This is a genomic window from Enterococcus sp. AZ109 (assembly GCF_051714625.1).
Lineage (GTDB): Bacteria > Bacillota > Bacilli > Lactobacillales > Enterococcaceae > Enterococcus_A.
Genome location: NZ_JBIOSF010000001.1, coordinates 2,542,225 through 2,556,762 on the forward strand (window position 1 = coordinate 2,542,225; position 14,538 = coordinate 2,556,762).

Below are 14,538 nucleotides of genomic sequence, written 5' to 3' on the forward strand. Positions count from 1 at the left end.
TCTGATTAATTTCAGGATTCTAAATTGTTAACGAAGGGATTTTTGCCTTCTTAGGACCACTCAGTTCCCACATTTTTCTCCCGTGCCAGATCATAAATTTGTTTGGCGGTGACTAAATCTTGTGCCCCGATACCAACTGTTTTGAAAACAATGATTTCTTGCTCGTTTTCTCGTCCCACCAAATCGCCTAGCAATACGTTGCCAATATCACCGGTAAACTTATCCTTAGTGATCGTTCCATCTTCCAGTGGGATTAGAATGTCTCCGGCTTCAGACAGAACCGCCTCTTCTGAATCGAAGTAAAGCTTAGACGCTCGTTCTAAAATAACGGGGTCCATTTCTTGCATATGGGGTTGGTAAGATCCGACGCAACTAACAGTCGCACCAGCCTTTACTTTTGACCCCTCAAATACCGGCGAGGTAGCTGGCGTAACAGTCACAATTAAGTCGGCATTGGTAATCGCTTCATCCGAAGAACTTGCTGGAACAATCTTAGTGCCATATTCAGCTAATTCTTCCGCCATCCTTTTTGCGAAGGCGGTTGTTCTTTCGAAGTTCATGTCATAGACACGCACAACCTCTAAGTCTCTAGCACACACCATCGCTTCAAGTTGACTGGCGGCTTGACCACCTGTACCAATCAAGGCTCCTTCTTTGGCATCTTTTCTGCCCAATACGTCAAAAGCTACTCCCGATGCTGCACCGGTTCTAAATTGTGTCACCGTATTGCCATCTAAGACGGAACTGATAACGCCAGTTTCGCCATCGACTAGGAGCACTTGTGCGGGTGCTGAAGGCAATCCTTTGTCAATATTATCCGGAAAAATATTAATGATTTTAAGCGATGCCGCATCTAACTCGGGTGCATAGGCTGGCATGAAAAGAAAGGTGCCATTTTGTTTTTCTGCAACGATTTGAGTTCTTAATGGCACCTCGGTTTTTCCTTGGCTAAACATCTTAAACGCTAATTTATCAGCTTCGATGGCCTCTTTCATTGAAAATACTTGCTTGATATCCGCTCTTGATAACAGTAGCATGGTTCTTCCTCCTTGTGTTTTATTGAACAAAAAATAGTGAAGCACGATCTGTTCATCTAAACGGATCATATATCAGTTTGTAAGCTATTTCAATAGGTGGTAAGGGTTGGTAAGAATTTCAGGAATCATTTTAGTGAACGGGTTTCATTGCTTTACTATTACTGGTAAGTTTAATTGCGCTAGGTGCTCTGCTCTATCATCCATTAATCGATTATTTGAGTAAGCAAGCGGCTAACCCCCAAGGATTTGTAGGGAAAGTGGTAACGAAAATATGGGCGTCGTATTTTGATGATTTAAGTGAGTGGACGATTGAGAATACTAAGGTTAAAGAGGAGGCAAACGTGCTAGATGTTAGGTAAGGAGCGATTTTTCTAACTAAGGAAATTCGGCTATCTTTTATTTGCCGCCACGACAGAAGGTGATCCTTCTATCCATTCTTTAAAGAGCCTTCCTTCTCTAAAATCATGGAGCTGTTGCAAACGTTAGACAAGATTGCTGAAAAATACAATAAACCAGTTGCTCAAGTAGCGATTAACTGGTCTACACAGCAAAGCTTTGTCAACACCGCTCTAATCGGTGTCCGCAATCCGCAGGAAGCCAAAATCAACTGCGAAACCTTTAAATGGCAGCTGGCTGATGAAGATATCCAAGCCATCAATGCCGAGTTAGAACGGTTAAATATTGGCTAGATCAGTACAGCCGTATCCTTCGTTGGATGCGGTTTTTTCGTGTTTGCCTTGCAGTGGAGAGTACATACCCAAAAAAAATTTCAATGAAAGCGTTGACATTATTGATCTTATGCCGTAATATGCCTTTTATGACAAAAAATTTTCAGCTCAAGAAAGGAACTATTTATGACTAAAGACAATGTAGTATTAGCTAGAAACACCCAAGAGGCACCAATTGATACGTTCGCTTCACAATCCGTTGCATTTTCTCATTACAATAATCTTTCCGCCCAGTTACCGATTGATCCGCAAACGGGTAACTTAGTCGCAGGCGGCATCACTGAACAAGCAGAGCAGGCATTTAAAAATGTGGCTGCGATTGTTGAAAGTATCGATCATGTGATGAGCGATGTGGTTCGTCTAACGATTTTCGTCAGAGATTTAAGAGACTTGGATGCGGTGGATGCTGTTTACAAGAACTATTTTGCCGGGTATCTTCCAACACGGACGGTCGTAGCAGTTGACGCATTACCATTAGATGCCTTAGTTCAAGTTGAAGCGTTACTTTCAAATGGCGAAGGAACTATTCCTGATGCCCCACAAGCTGGCGATTTAATTAAATTAACGAACCATACGGAACATGCACCAGCTGACGCATTGTCCAGTCAAATTGTTGCTTTTTCTCACTACACCAACATTTCCGCTCAATTACCAATTGATCCAGAAACGGGTCGGGTAGTCGCAGGTGACATCAAAGTGCAAACGGCACAATGTTTGAAAAACATTAAAGCCATTTTGACTAGTGTCGATGTTCCGATGGATGATATTGTTAAGATTACGATTTTTGTGAAAGATTTAAGCGAAATGAAAGCGGTTAACGAGGTGTACAAAACCTTCTTCCCAGATTCAGCGATTGCTAGAACCGTGAAGTATGTACCTGCGCGAACAATTGCCGTTGTCAGTGATCTACCAATGGGTGCTGCTGTCCAAATCGAAGCCGTTGTTTCTTATGGCGATGGGACACCGCCGCAAGCAATTGAGGATCGTCACGGCTTAATTCTAGAAGCAAACAATACAAAGGATGCTTGGCAATGCCCATTGGCTACCCAAACCGTTGCATTTTCTCATTACAATAATCTTGCGGCACAATTACCAATCGCACCAAACACGGACGATATCGTATCGGGCGGAGTAAAAGCGCAAGCGAAACAATGCCTGAAAAATATCAAAGCCGTGATTGAAAGTGTCGACCACGTAATGGAAGATACTGTGAAGATCAATATTTTCGTTAAAGATTTGGCTGACATGGATGCAGTCAACGAAGTTTATCAAACATTCTTCCCAGAAGGCACACCCGCTCGCAGAGTCGTTGGTGTTAGCGAATTACCAAAAGGTGCCTTGATCCAAATGGATGCGATTGTTGGGAATGCTGAAGGCACACCGCCATTGGTTTAATCATCTTTCGATGGTCAATAACTTGTACTTTCTACAATGACAAAAACGAGTGAAGCAGTGACATATTATCATGCCACCGTTTCACTCGTTTATTGACTTATGATCGACCGGTTGGATCGTTGGAAGAGGCATTATTTTTTATCGCAAGAGTTACTCTAGCCCCGTTTTCTGTATTTTCTAACACCAACTGACCGTTGTGTTGCTGGGCGGCTTTTTTAGCTAAGGCTAAACCGATGCCGTAGTTGTTGTCTCCCGTGCGGCTTTTGTCTTGTTGCCAGAACATTTCAGTGGCGTGCTGCAGGGCTTCGGAGGTAAATCCGGGACCCTGATCTTCAAAACAAAAATGGGTCTCGTTATCTGTTTGTTTCACTTGAATGGTTACTGTGCCTGTATCAGTGTAGCGAATCGCATTTTCGCCGAGGGTGTTTAATGCGCGACTTAACATAAAGGCTGATCCTGTGATCTTTTGCAGCGGTTGGTCATAGTTGTAACTTAATTGGATATTCTTTGCTTTGGCTAAGGGTGAAAGGGCAGCTACAAGCTCACGTATGAGTGAATCGACGGCTAAGGGTTCTTTTTCGTAGCTGATCAGATCAAAGTTTGCCACTTGCTGGAGGGTACTGACGTAGTGCTGTGCCTTTGTACCGGAGTTGTGAATGGCTTGCACCAATTGTTTGGTTTCAGTATCTAGCGGGTCTTCTAATAATAATTCAGCGTTGCCGTTAATGACGGTTAGTGGTGTTTTTATATCGTGAGTCAAGGCGGCGATTTCTTGCGTGCGCTGTTGCTGGGTTTCCCATTGTTTCAGTAGCGAAGTCTTTAAAGCTTCTCGCAGGTTTTCCATTGAATGCAGCACTTGATTGAACTCGCGAATACCAGCAGTAGTAGGGATAGGCGTTTCTAAATTTTGCTGTGCAATCTGCTGGCTGGCAGCTTCGACTAATACGAGCTTTTGTCTAAGCTTCTTACTGATTGAGCGGGTATAAAAAACTAGAAAAAGCAGTAAAACCAGTCCGACGCTTGAGAGATAAGTGACCTCAGCGCTAGGAAGAAGCCGTTGTAAGATTTCGTTAGTGAAATAAGCGGTATAACGCCAAGTAAACAGACAGCGACTGCCATCTGGGAAAGAAACGTACGCACCAGTGGCATAAGTGACATCCTCTGCCGGATGACGCTCAATGGCTTGTTTGAGGGCATTGCCAGTTAATGAAGACTCTTGCACCTGTCCTTCTTGGTCAAAATAGACGTACTCGTAAAGCTGGGAATTCAACTCGCCAGTAAAGCTGCCGGCTTGTCTCAAACGATCAATTTCTGCTCGAGCGGCGGTTTCTCCGGCATTGGCTGGCGTAATCAAGTTGAACTGAATCAGCAACTGAAAGCCCACTAGCGCCATGAGCAAAATCAGAAAAATAATCGCAAAGGCCGCCAGTAAGATGCGGGTAACATAGTTGGTTAAGCTGATTGGTTTTCTTTTTGCCATCGGTAGCCGATCCCCCAGACTGTTTCAATTGGTTCAAGCCCAACTTTTTTGAGCTTTGCTCGAATATTTTTGATGTGTTCGACAATCACACTTTCTTCAGACACGCCTTCATAGCCGAAAACCGCCTCATAAAGCTGGGTTTTGGAGAAGACTTGACCGACGTGTTCCATGAAATGGGCACAAATGGCGTATTCGGACTTAGTTAAGGGTAAAGGACTTTCCTGATAAAGTACCTGTTGCCCAGATAAATCTAGAATGAATGAGCCGACATGCAGGACATGGCGATGGGGGCGAGATTCTCGTCTCAGGTGAGCCGTTACTCGTGCTCTTAGCTCGCCGACAGAAAAGGGCTTCTGAATGTAATCATCGGCACCCAGCCCCAAACCGTGGATTAGATCGGATTCGGCTGTGCGGGCAGTAACGAATAGAATCGGGCAATCCACCAGCTGACGAACTCTCTGGCAGTAGGTGAAGCCGTCTTCATCTGGCATCATCACATCTAGTAAAATCAGTTCAGCAAAGGTCATCTTGGCTGGTGTGACCTCTGACGTGGAGGTGGCAGTCATTACCTGGTGCCCTTCTCGTTCCAGAGCCGTTTTGATGAAGGTTAAAATTTCTCTGTCGTCGTCAATTGCTAAAATCTGTGCCATCGTTGCACCTCCGTTGCGTTAAGTATATTTTGAGAGGCTTCATTCCGCAAGACTTTTATTCTTCATTTTTTCGTCCTTCCCAGCGTTGAAACCACCTAAAGAGCCCGACAACCATCACCACTGTATCCAACAATAAGACGATGATTCCTAGCTGCAAGCCGAACTGTCCCCATGCCTGATTTGCGACCATTGGAACCAATCGAACACCCCAAGCACAGGGGAAGAAGAACCAGATTGTTTCTCCTAATCCAGTCAAGAGCAATGCCCCAAGTAAAAGCTCAAATGCCGCTACAGCAAAGGTAACATTCCGACCAAATCGCAGTCCCAACCATGTGTGAAAGAAATATTGAAACAAGGCGCAGCCCCAAATGACCATCGTCAGTAGAAGACTAGTGGCAATTGGCAGATCATAATCGGCGATAAAACTACTGACGATCAGGTGATAGCCGACAGTGATCAGCAAGCAAGCCCCTAATCCGAAAATAATCAGAAATAGCAGCTTCGACACTAAAACCCGATTACGAGAAGCGGCATATAATAGAAAGAAACCACCGCCGGCTTCGATTTCCTGATCGGTGACTAGGGTACACATCCAAGCTGCTATTAACGGGTAAATCAATGCTAGCAGTTGGTAATAATTGACGGTGAGGGCTTCTGCCGCATAAGGGGTGGCCTGCTGGTAGCTGACAAAACTGATGATTCCCACTAACGGAATGGCTAGATGCAGCCAGAAAAAGGCGGTCCGTTTGAGTTTGAGGGCATCGGCTTTTAGTTGATTACTCATTTGAATCCCTCCGATTGCCAAACCATTTCGTCGTAAGCCAAGAAAAAATCAAAAATAAAATAAGCGAGATCACCAGCCCAGGCAAAATTACACGAGTATCATGTAAGGGACTGTCGGCAGTCATCGGCACACCGTTAGGATTAATCCCCAGAATCGCCGCCATCAATCGAGGAGCAATCGCAAAGGGGATGAACCACAAAGAACCACCAGCAAAATCTTGAATGGAAAAGACAATGTTTAACCCCAACAGACTTAAAAACGTCGCAATCGAATGGAAACGTGTCGCTAAGAACATCCCCAACGGAATTTGCCATAGCCAAGTCAAGGTAAGAACAATTCCAGCTGCCAATCCGCGCCAAAGGGGATATTGTCCACCGAACAATAGACCAGATAGCGTGGTTAAGCCAAAAACGATGAAGTTTGCTACAAGCAGGTAACTGCAACCTGTCCAAAGCTTAGCTTGCCAGATCTTTGTCTGGGCAACTGGTAAAACCGCCAGATTGAAAAAAGCCCAGCGTTTATCCGGATTAATTAGGTTGATACAGACCAATGCCGTTACAGTCGGCAGCAACGTCATATACCACCAGTTATAGGCACCGATTTGCGTAAATTGACCACCCATCAAGAAAATCGCCAGCAAAGCGATCAATAATGGAAAGAAAAACAAACTTCGCCGACCAAAGCTGCGCCTGCCTTTAATGTATTCGGCATAAATAAGCTTCCCCATAGTTACCCAACCTCCTTGGTACGATGTGCTCGAGCAACTTCCATAAACAAGTTCTCCAAGGCAGCACTAGTTTCGGGTAAGGCACCTTGATAACCCAAGCGACCATTGGCGATAATTCCGATAGTATCTACGGTACTTTCGACTTCGGAAAGAATATGGCTGGAAAAAATGACCGTGATGCCTTTAGCTGGAAACGAGCGAATCAATTCTCGCAAATCCTGAATACCAAGTGGGTCTAACCCATTAGTTGGTTCATCCAGAATCAGCAGTTTGGGCTGATTAATCAAGGCTAAAGCAATCCCCAGACGTTGTTTCATCCCCATCGAGAACTGGCGGGCTTTCTTTTTACCGGTATCAGTTAAATCCACCAGCTCTAGCACCTCTTGAATGCGAGAAGTGGGCAAGTCTAATGTCGTCGTTCGTACTAAAAGGTTCTCATAGGCAGTCAAATTGCCATAAAGGGGTGGACTTTCGATTAGGGCGCCAATTTCCACTAAATCTTGCCGCTGCCAGACATGTCCTCGATAGAACAGTTCCCCTTTTGTCGGCTGAACAATTCCGGCGATCATTTTTAATGTGGTCGATTTGCCTGCGCCGTTAGGTCCTAGCAGACCGTAAATACTCTTTTCAGGGATCGACAAATTGAGCTGATCGACTGCTGTTTCTTTATGGTAGGTTTTCGTCAGGTTTTTGGTAGTTAAGATCATTTTTTGCATGGAAAATCCTCCTTTGATAGCTTTACTATAATCGGAGAATATAAGGAAAGGATAAGGATCGAAAATAAAAAGAAGCAAACCGGCTTGAACATGCTCAAGCTGGTTTGCCTCTTTTTCGATTTTTTAAGAAAGTATAGGTTTATCCCAATTTTAGTCTTAGTTGCTCCAAAGCGTAAGCGAGTTTGCAAAACCTTTCTTGTCAGGGGAGAAAGGATCAGTTGTTCGCAACTAGCAGGATGATACCAGCAATTCAAACAGTGACTGATTTCATAAAGCGAGTTTGCGTAGAATTTTTGATATGGCTCAGGAAATAGGAAGGGCCAAAACTTGCTTTAACCCTTTTTCGAAATCTCGCTGAATCGAAGCATTCACCAGTTGGTTCAGGTATCGAATGTCCGAAACAGTGGGAAAGACATCCGTCACCACACAATTATCTTGTTTGATGGTTGTCAGGCTAGTAATAATAAAATCAAAGCCTGTCAGCTCCAACGAAGAGTCGCAAAACTGATCATAATCGATTACCTCAAAGGTTAAATTATTGGTAAAGGAATTATTCAGTTGATGGGAAAAGAGTTCACTGTGCTCCTTGTCGTAGGTGTATAAGATACCGACTTTTTTCTTGATCTGATTCTTCTTCACTAGTTCTGTTAGGGCAGTTTCGTTGACGATCAGGCAATAAACCAATTCAAAGAACAGCCCATCGTTTTTAATTGCTTGACGAAAGTGTAAGAGTTCTTTTTGGATACCTTGGGCAATGGGCTCTGAAAAGCAACTGTTTTGTTCAAAGAAACTCTGGACAAAGCGCAGCTTCTTGTTGTTCAAAATATAGTTTCGTGTTTTGTAAAGGGAAAGGGTGGCATCAAGAACCCGGCTATTACTAAAGCTTTCCTTGCTCCCCAGCACGGCAAATAGATTTTTCGCAAAGGTCAGGGCGGCAGTCTTTTTCTCCAGCAACTCTGGAGAGTTCACTGCCTCTTCCAGAAAAGAACCAAGCTCAGTTAATACCGTATTGATAAACCCCGAAAACTTCACCTCAAAGGCTTCTTCAAACTGCTGGTGGCTAAACACAAAGAGGTTACTGTCTCCTTTATAGACGTCTAAACTCAAGGATTGTGGGAAATGCTTGCTCAGTTTGATAAGAACCCAGAGCCAAACTTTTAGCCGTTGATTGTCTTGAATCCCACCTACAAGCGGCAAATTGGTGAAGCTTAAGACTAATTGATCCAGCAGCTTGTTCTCCTTAGCTGAAATAAATTCATCCAACCGATCGTATTTCTCCAACATGTAGGCAATGTAAAAAGAGCAGATAGCGTGATAGTCCCCCTGCAAGTGAAAGGGCGAATCACTCAGCGAGAAGTTATACAACTGACAAATATGTTTGAGGTTCTGTCTTAACTGGTTGAACTGGGAACGGCTGATGGATAGGTTCTTAACAATATCTTTAGTTTGGGTATAGGGATTCAAAAAGATGAATTCCATCAGGCGCAGCTGGACAGATTCCTGGTAGAAATAGCGATAGATGGCACTATATGTTGTTCGGTTGTTTCGCTTGAGGAAATAGGTTTTCAGCCCGCGCTGGATTTCGAAAAAATCAGTGGACTGTTCTATTTCATCAATATATGTAAGGATGGTTTGCTTTGAGGCACCAGTCATAGCTTCCAGTTCCTCAATCGTAACTTCATTCCTTTTGATAAAAGCTTCCATAATAGTCAGTTGAATCTGGTGCTTGGCAGATAATAACTCCTTCATTGACTCACTTCCTTTATCCTCCAGTTTTCTTATTTATGTTAAAAACAAAACAAGAAAATAATGAATAACCATTTTAAGTCTCATTATAACAAAAAATTGAAGCAAAACGAAGAAAAATCATTTTTGCCAGAAGGAAATATCTGTTTTGGATTTTAGTTTAGGAAAGTAAAAAAATAGTCTGATAATTAAAATAAGCTAATAAAAAGGACGATAGCGTATAAAAAGTCAGGTTTTGCTGTTAAAAATGTATTAATGAATAAAATCAACTAACTAGCGGTGCATTAATGTTAGAAAATTTTAGCTGTTAGATCATTATTTGATTTAAAAATGGAATATAACTAGAAATAATTCGAATGATTTTTCTAAAACTAACAGGGTTGTTTATTGGAGATCAGTAGCTGTAAATGGAAAAAACAAACGCAAATTATTTTAAAAATGGAGGGAACAACTATGCGTAAAGTCTTGATTGTCACCAAAAATATATTAAATGAGCAGGAGCTGCAGGAGAATATCCAGCGCTTGAGTCATGAAGTTTATTGTACATTGTGTGATTTTGAGCAATTGGATAATAAGGTTTTCTTGATGAACATCGTTAATTTTTTCCAAATCGTGATTATTAGTGAGACAGTCTCGGATAACCAAATGTCAGAGATTCTTCAAGTGCTAAATCCGCAACAGACTAAGGTATTTCGTAAAGTGCAGGATATGCCAGACAAAAAGGTCCGCGCACAGTATGAAGATTTAGCGATTGATGAGTGGTTGGAGGTTTCAGATCCTTTAGAAGTGTTGCGGGAAAAACTTGAACGTTCAGCACTTAAAATGATCGATCCAAGTGATGGAAGTGCCCAAACAACTGCAGGTGTCTTTGGATCTAAGAGTCAATTCTTCTTGTCAGAAGGCGAGCAATTCCTAAAAGCTTTACGTAAGCTTTCCAGCAATGAACGGAAAGTCTTCTACTATTTAGTATCAGTGGAAAATGGCACCATCTCCCGCAAAGAAATTTGCGAACATGTTTGGGGAGATGACCTAACCAATTCCCAGCTGTCCTCTTTATCCAACATTGTGAAAAAGATTCGTGGGAAGTTCCAAGAAGTGGGCATTCAAGATGAAATCATCAAGAATCAGTGGAAGAAAGGCTATGCCTTCACTGATAAGTTCTGGCAATTAATCCAGTTGGCGAAATCGGAAGGACAGTTAGTCGGTTAATTTAATAATCGTAGAAATAAGCAAGGGGCTAGGCAGAAAACTGTTTAGCCTCTTATTTGTGCGGTTCTTCGTATTGTATAAACGCAAAAAGCTACTATAATATAGCTAGTGAGATTGTTAACGTATGTCGGAAATATCAGCCAGTTACCAACTAAAAGGAGCGAATCAAAAATGAAACTAGCGATCATATTAGAAACCAAAGAACCAGAAAAAGCCTGGAATGCCTTTCGTTTTGGCGTGGCCAGCTTAAAAAAAGGGCATGCGGTCAAATTTTTCTTGATGGGCGAAGCGGTAGAAGTAGAAGCCATCGAAGACGAAGCCTACGATGTACTGGATCAAATGAAGAAACTCGAAGTTGCCGGCGGGGAGCTTCTGGCGTGTGGAACATGCCTGAAATCTCGGCAATTGGAAGACAAAACTAGCTGCCCGATTTCGACGATGTTTGACTGTGTCGAAATGGTGGAATGGGCGGACAAAGTTGTAACCTTCTAATTGTAAACAGATTCTTTGCCATCTGCGGTGGAACATGCTACCTTTAACTTATAAAAAGTAAGCGATGGAGGCATAGCGATGAAAACATTCTATGATACTGGGAAATCCAACGGCAAGAATTTATTACTATTACATGGTACCGGCGGCGATGAAACCTCTTTAGTGGACATTGCCCGCTTTTTAGATGGTAGTTGCCGTATTCTGTCTTTCCGTGGTGAAATTCAAGAAGACGGGATGAACCGTTTCTTTAAACGCAACGGCTTGAATCAATTCGATTTTGAAAGTTTAGAAGAAGAAAGTGATAAGCTGTTGGCAGCGATTGAAAAGGAAAGCCAAGACAAAGGTGTGGCAATGGAAGATTGGGTACTGGTAGGCTATTCTAATGGAGCCAATATTGCTGCTCATCTTTTATTGGAACGTAAAACACCGCTGCGACAAGGCGTTTTTTTCCATCCGATGTCCTTAGAAGTGCATACGCAAAATTTCGATCTGTCTGATAAACGACTTTGGCTGTCGTATGGCGGTGATCGTGATCCAATTGTAAGTCAAGCATCCTTTGATGAATTAGTCACCGCTTTGCAAAAACGTCATGCCGATGTTACGGTGGAAGAAACCAGCACCGGACATCAAATTACTATGGACGAGCTGCAATCGGCACGTAATTGGCTGGAGAATCTATAGGCAGGAAAGTTGTGCCAAATCAGAATAAAGCCTACTCTATATGAAAGAGGAGGTCATTATGATGACAGACACAAGCAAAGAAGTAAAAGACATGAAAGACAAAGCAAAAGGCAAAGCTAACGAAACAGCCGGCAAGGTAAGAGATGACAAAAGCCAAGAACTTAAAGGCAAAGGTCAGTCTTTCGGAGCAGACTTGAAAAATGATGCCCGCCACCTTGGTGATGATCTTAAAAGCGAAGGTAAAAAGCTGAAAGATAAATTCAACAAGCAAAAAGAAGACTAATTATCTGACTGACGATTCCTACGGGAGTGGTCAGTGTTAAAGTCCTGTACGAAATTGCGACAAACTTCGGAAAAGAAGTACGAATGGCGTTTAAATAGACATATCCCAGTGGCTGGTAGTTGCTGGGGTATTTTTGTCGATCAAAAAAAGGCCCTCACAAGGAGGACCTTTTCGTATGGATGCTTGGCTTCTCAAGCCAAGTGAGTTTGTGAAACCTTCCAATACTATTCAGTTAAAAACTCTTCAATAGCAGCGGTATTCTGCTGAGCATCCAGCTCGATGACACTACCGCTTTCGGTGTAGTCGTTGAACTGCCAGGAACCATCCACAGGGACTGATAAGGATTCGATGCTTTCGGTGTTGCCTAACGCAAAGTCTTTCCCGACGCTGATCATGGTGCTTTCAGGTACATTGGTTTCGACATAGCCTAATAATTTACCCGTGGTTCTTGGTAGTTTGGTTAAGGACGTTACATTAGTGATCTGTTCGGCGATCGCCTGCATCACCTGCTGCTGGCGCCGGACGCGACCGAAGTCGCCTTCTTCATCTTTACGGAAGCGGGCATATTGCAACAGCGTGTTGCCGTCCATTTTTTGTTTGCCTTTTTCAATGAAGACCCCATCTAAGTCCAAATCTTTTTCCGCATTGATGGTCACACCTTTTGGAAACAGGGTATCCACAGCATCTTTAAAATGATCAAAGTCAATCACAACATAGTATTGAATCGGCAGATTGAAATTTTCTTCTAAAGTCTGCCTTACTAGCTCGATCCCACCATAGGAATAAGCCGCGTTAATTTTATCCATCCCGTACCCTGGAATATCGACATAGCTGTCTCGCATAATTGAAATCAGCTTCGGTGTCTTTTTCGATTGGTCATAGTGAGCCACCATTAAGGAATCCGAGCGTCCCCGATCCTCTCCACGGGAATCTGACCCGATGATCAGGACATTCAAGTCGTTGACGTCCGGTGCTTCTTCACCGTTAAACTCAATTGAAGCTTCAGTGGTAGCCGTTTTCGTTGATTCGTAGCCATGAACAAAGGAATAAGCGAAGTAGCCCTCCACTAGTACGATGGCGCCTAGCAGGATTAACAATCCGCGTTTGACAGCTTTCATAAATGTTCCTCATTTCTAATATCATTCGTGCTTATTATGAACTTTTTTTGCCAGATGGGTAGTCATATCGGGAAAAGAATTCGAAAATTTAGAAAAAATCAAAAAATGCTGGTTCCGCTAACAAAATCAATGGTTGTCTTTTGAAAGGTATATGATAGAATGGTAAAAATACTATGAAGTGAGAGAGTGATTAGAATGAGAAAAGTCAACGTAGCTGTGGTAGGTGCATCGGGTGCAGTAGGTACACAAATGATCAAGATGTTAGAAGAAACATCCATGCCTTTAGGCGAAGTGAAATTTTTAGCTTCCTTCCGTTCAGCAGGCAAAGAATTAACCTTCAATGGCGAAACGAAAATCATTGAAGAATTAGTACCTGAATCCTTTGAAGGCGTTGACCTAGCCTTATTTTCAGCCGGTGGCGGTATTTCAGCGAAGTTTGCGCCAGAAGCCGTAAAACGCGGCGCTGTCGTAGTCGATAATACTAGTCATTTCCGGATGGATAAAGAGGTACCATTGGTTGTTCCAGAAGTGAATCCAGAAGCTTTACGGGACCATAAAGGGATTATTGCCAACCCTAACTGTTCAACGATTCAAATGATGGTCGCTTTAGAGCCAGTTCGTCAAGCATTTGGTTTGAAACGTGTGATTGTTTCCACTTATCAAGCCGTTTCTGGTGCAGGTAACCAAGCAATGGAAGAATTAAAAACCCAAACCAAAGCATTCTTAAATGACGAACCAATGGAAGCTAACATTCTGCCATGCGGCGGCGACAAAAAGCATTACCCGTTAGCGTTCAATGCGCTACCACAAATTGATGTCTTCGCAGAAGAAGGCTATACCTACGAAGAGTGGAAAATGGTGAATGAAACCAAGAAAATCATGTCCGATGATAGTATTCAAGTTTCAGCAACGTGTGTCCGCATTCCTGTTTTATCTGGTCACTCTGAATCAATCTATATTGAAACGGAAAAACCAGCGACTGTTAAAGAAATCCAAGACGTGATTGCTAGCGCACCAGGTGCTGTCTTAGAAGATGATCCAAGCCAACAAATCTATCCGCAGGCATTAAACTGTGTCGGCAAAAAAGAAACCTTTGTTGGACGGATTCGAAAAGACTTAGATGTTGAAACCGGCGTTCACATGTGGGTGGTTTCAGACAACTTGCTAAAAGGTGCTGCTTGGAACTCTGTTCAAATTGCTGAAAAAATGGTAGAAATGGATTTACTGTAAATCGTAGTGTAGTAAAGGCGTTCCTTCTTAGGAGCGTCTTTTTTTCTGTTAAGAAAATGTGATTAAAACGGCAAAATGATGAGGTTTATCTTTTGATAAATAGTACAGGTGTATTAGTGATTAAAATTTTTAAATAAAAAGATTGACTTTATTTATTGTAATCATTTTAAGTTTGAGTTTTAAAGAAAACACTTACATAAATGTCTTTGATGTTTTTATTCTATCTGGTAAAATGATAATGTAAGGAATTTTGATAAATATT

The 14,538-nt window shown here is 42.5% G+C and carries 15 protein-coding genes; 7 read left to right on the plus strand and 8 right to left on the minus strand.

The genetic code is table 11. The annotated features are described in order from the left end of the window. Positions 1-50: 50 nt before the first annotated feature. The gene (locus IGI42_RS12275) at positions 51-1,037 is read right to left on the minus strand and encodes an ornithine cyclodeaminase family protein (RefSeq protein ID WP_438716152.1); all 987 of its coding nucleotides are present in this window, start codon (positions 1,035-1,037) and stop codon (positions 51-53) included. 464 nt (positions 1,038-1,501) lie between these two features. Between IGI42_RS12275 and IGI42_RS12280 the strand changes: the two genes are divergently transcribed. Continuing rightward, positions 1,502-1,726 (plus strand): aldo/keto reductase, encoded by a 225-nt coding sequence (locus IGI42_RS12280; RefSeq protein WP_438716154.1) that lies wholly within the window; start codon positions 1,502-1,504, stop codon positions 1,724-1,726. A 165-nt stretch (positions 1,727-1,891) separates the two neighbouring features. Beyond that, entirely contained in the window at positions 1,892-3,160 is a 1,269-nt protein-coding gene (locus IGI42_RS12285; protein WP_438716155.1) for a RidA family protein, read from the plus strand. A 97-nt stretch (positions 3,161-3,257) separates the two neighbouring features. Here the strand turns inward: IGI42_RS12285 and IGI42_RS12290 are convergent, their stop codons facing one another. The 6 genes from IGI42_RS12290 to IGI42_RS12315 form a co-directional block, all read right to left on the minus strand. Next, entirely contained in the window at positions 3,258-4,640 is a 1,383-nt protein-coding gene (locus IGI42_RS12290) for a sensor histidine kinase (protein ID WP_438716157.1), read from the minus strand. After that, positions 4,613-5,290 carry a response regulator transcription factor gene (locus tag IGI42_RS12295; protein ID WP_438716159.1) on the minus strand — a complete coding sequence of 226 codons (678 nt, stop codon included), beginning with the start codon at positions 5,288-5,290 and terminating at the stop codon, positions 4,613-4,615. The genes IGI42_RS12290 and IGI42_RS12295 overlap by 28 nt, the downstream gene beginning before the upstream one ends. A gap of 55 nt (positions 5,291-5,345) precedes the next feature. After that, entirely contained in the window at positions 5,346-6,074 is a 729-nt protein-coding gene (locus IGI42_RS12300) for a lantibiotic immunity ABC transporter MutG family permease subunit (RefSeq protein ID WP_438716161.1), read from the minus strand. Next, the gene (locus tag IGI42_RS12305; RefSeq protein ID WP_438716162.1) at positions 6,067-6,801 is read right to left on the minus strand and encodes a lantibiotic immunity ABC transporter MutE/EpiE family permease subunit; all 735 of its coding nucleotides are present in this window, start codon (positions 6,799-6,801) and stop codon (positions 6,067-6,069) included. Before IGI42_RS12305 ends, IGI42_RS12300 begins: the two co-directional genes overlap by 8 nt. A 2-nt stretch (positions 6,802-6,803) precedes the next feature. After that, positions 6,804-7,517, minus strand: coding sequence for a lantibiotic protection ABC transporter ATP-binding protein (locus tag IGI42_RS12310; RefSeq protein WP_438716164.1), 714 nt, complete (start codon positions 7,515-7,517; stop codon positions 6,804-6,806). Between the two features lie 303 nt (positions 7,518-7,820). Beyond that, on the minus strand, positions 7,821-9,266 hold the full coding sequence (locus IGI42_RS12315; protein WP_438716166.1) for a helix-turn-helix domain-containing protein: 1,446 nt from the start codon (positions 9,264-9,266) through the stop codon (positions 7,821-7,823). 450 nt (positions 9,267-9,716) lie between these two features. Here IGI42_RS12315 and IGI42_RS12320 point away from each other — a divergent pair, with 450 nt between their 5' ends. The 4 genes from IGI42_RS12320 to IGI42_RS12335 all read left to right on the plus strand — a co-directional run bounded on the left by IGI42_RS12320 (position 9,717) and on the right by IGI42_RS12335 (position 11,928). Then, positions 9,717-10,472: a helix-turn-helix domain-containing protein gene (locus tag IGI42_RS12320; protein WP_438716167.1), complete on the plus strand. Its 756-nt coding sequence runs from the start codon at positions 9,717-9,719 to the stop codon at positions 10,470-10,472. A gap of 171 nt (positions 10,473-10,643) precedes the next feature. Next, on the plus strand, positions 10,644-10,964 hold the full coding sequence (locus IGI42_RS12325; RefSeq protein ID WP_438716168.1) for a DsrE/DsrF/TusD sulfur relay family protein: 321 nt from the start codon (positions 10,644-10,646) through the stop codon (positions 10,962-10,964). A gap of 78 nt (positions 10,965-11,042) precedes the next feature. Beyond that, complete coding sequence (locus IGI42_RS12330) at positions 11,043-11,645, plus strand: alpha/beta hydrolase (protein WP_438716169.1); 603 nt, start codon at positions 11,043-11,045, stop codon at positions 11,643-11,645. Between the two features lie 58 nt (positions 11,646-11,703). Further along, positions 11,704-11,928, plus strand: coding sequence for a CsbD family protein (locus IGI42_RS12335; RefSeq protein WP_438716170.1), 225 nt, complete (start codon positions 11,704-11,706; stop codon positions 11,926-11,928). Positions 11,929-12,152: 224 nt separating this feature from the next. Here the strand turns inward: IGI42_RS12335 and IGI42_RS12340 are convergent, their stop codons facing one another. Next, positions 12,153-13,046, minus strand: coding sequence for an LCP family protein (locus IGI42_RS12340; protein ID WP_438716171.1), 894 nt, complete (start codon positions 13,044-13,046; stop codon positions 12,153-12,155). 195 nt (positions 13,047-13,241) lie between these two features. Between IGI42_RS12340 and IGI42_RS12345 the strand changes: the two genes are divergently transcribed. Then, complete coding sequence (locus IGI42_RS12345; RefSeq protein ID WP_438716172.1) at positions 13,242-14,276, plus strand: aspartate-semialdehyde dehydrogenase; 1,035 nt, start codon at positions 13,242-13,244, stop codon at positions 14,274-14,276. Positions 14,277-14,538: the final 262 nt, after the last annotated feature.

Coding starts and splice junctions, on each gene's coding strand:
- IGI42_RS12345 (WP_438716172.1), top strand. CDS start 13,242: ATGAGAAAAGTCAACGTAGCTGTGGTAGGTGCATCGGGTGCAGTAGGT.
- IGI42_RS12325 (WP_438716168.1), top strand. CDS start 10,644: ATGAAACTAGCGATCATATTAGAAACCAAAGAACCAGAAAAAGCCTGG.
- IGI42_RS12275 (WP_438716152.1), bottom strand. CDS start 1,037: ATGCTACTGTTATCAAGAGCGGATATCAAGCAAGTATTTTCAATGAAA.
- IGI42_RS12300 (WP_438716161.1), bottom strand. CDS start 6,074: ATGAGTAATCAACTAAAAGCCGATGCCCTCAAACTCAAACGGACCGCC.
- IGI42_RS12285 (WP_438716155.1), top strand. CDS start 1,892: ATGACTAAAGACAATGTAGTATTAGCTAGAAACACCCAAGAGGCACCA.
- IGI42_RS12335 (WP_438716170.1), top strand. CDS start 11,704: ATGATGACAGACACAAGCAAAGAAGTAAAAGACATGAAAGACAAAGCA.
- IGI42_RS12295 (WP_438716159.1), bottom strand. CDS start 5,290: ATGGCACAGATTTTAGCAATTGACGACGACAGAGAAATTTTAACCTTC.
- IGI42_RS12305 (WP_438716162.1), bottom strand. CDS start 6,801: ATGGGGAAGCTTATTTATGCCGAATACATTAAAGGCAGGCGCAGCTTT.
- IGI42_RS12330 (WP_438716169.1), top strand. CDS start 11,043: ATGAAAACATTCTATGATACTGGGAAATCCAACGGCAAGAATTTATTA.
- IGI42_RS12315 (WP_438716166.1), bottom strand. CDS start 9,266: ATGAAGGAGTTATTATCTGCCAAGCACCAGATTCAACTGACTATTATG.
- IGI42_RS12290 (WP_438716157.1), bottom strand. CDS start 4,640: ATGGCAAAAAGAAAACCAATCAGCTTAACCAACTATGTTACCCGCATC.
- IGI42_RS12310 (WP_438716164.1), bottom strand. CDS start 7,517: ATGCAAAAAATGATCTTAACTACCAAAAACCTGACGAAAACCTACCAT.
- IGI42_RS12280 (WP_438716154.1), top strand. CDS start 1,502: ATGGAGCTGTTGCAAACGTTAGACAAGATTGCTGAAAAATACAATAAA.
- IGI42_RS12340 (WP_438716171.1), bottom strand. CDS start 13,046: ATGAAAGCTGTCAAACGCGGATTGTTAATCCTGCTAGGCGCCATCGTA.
- IGI42_RS12320 (WP_438716167.1), top strand. CDS start 9,717: ATGCGTAAAGTCTTGATTGTCACCAAAAATATATTAAATGAGCAGGAG.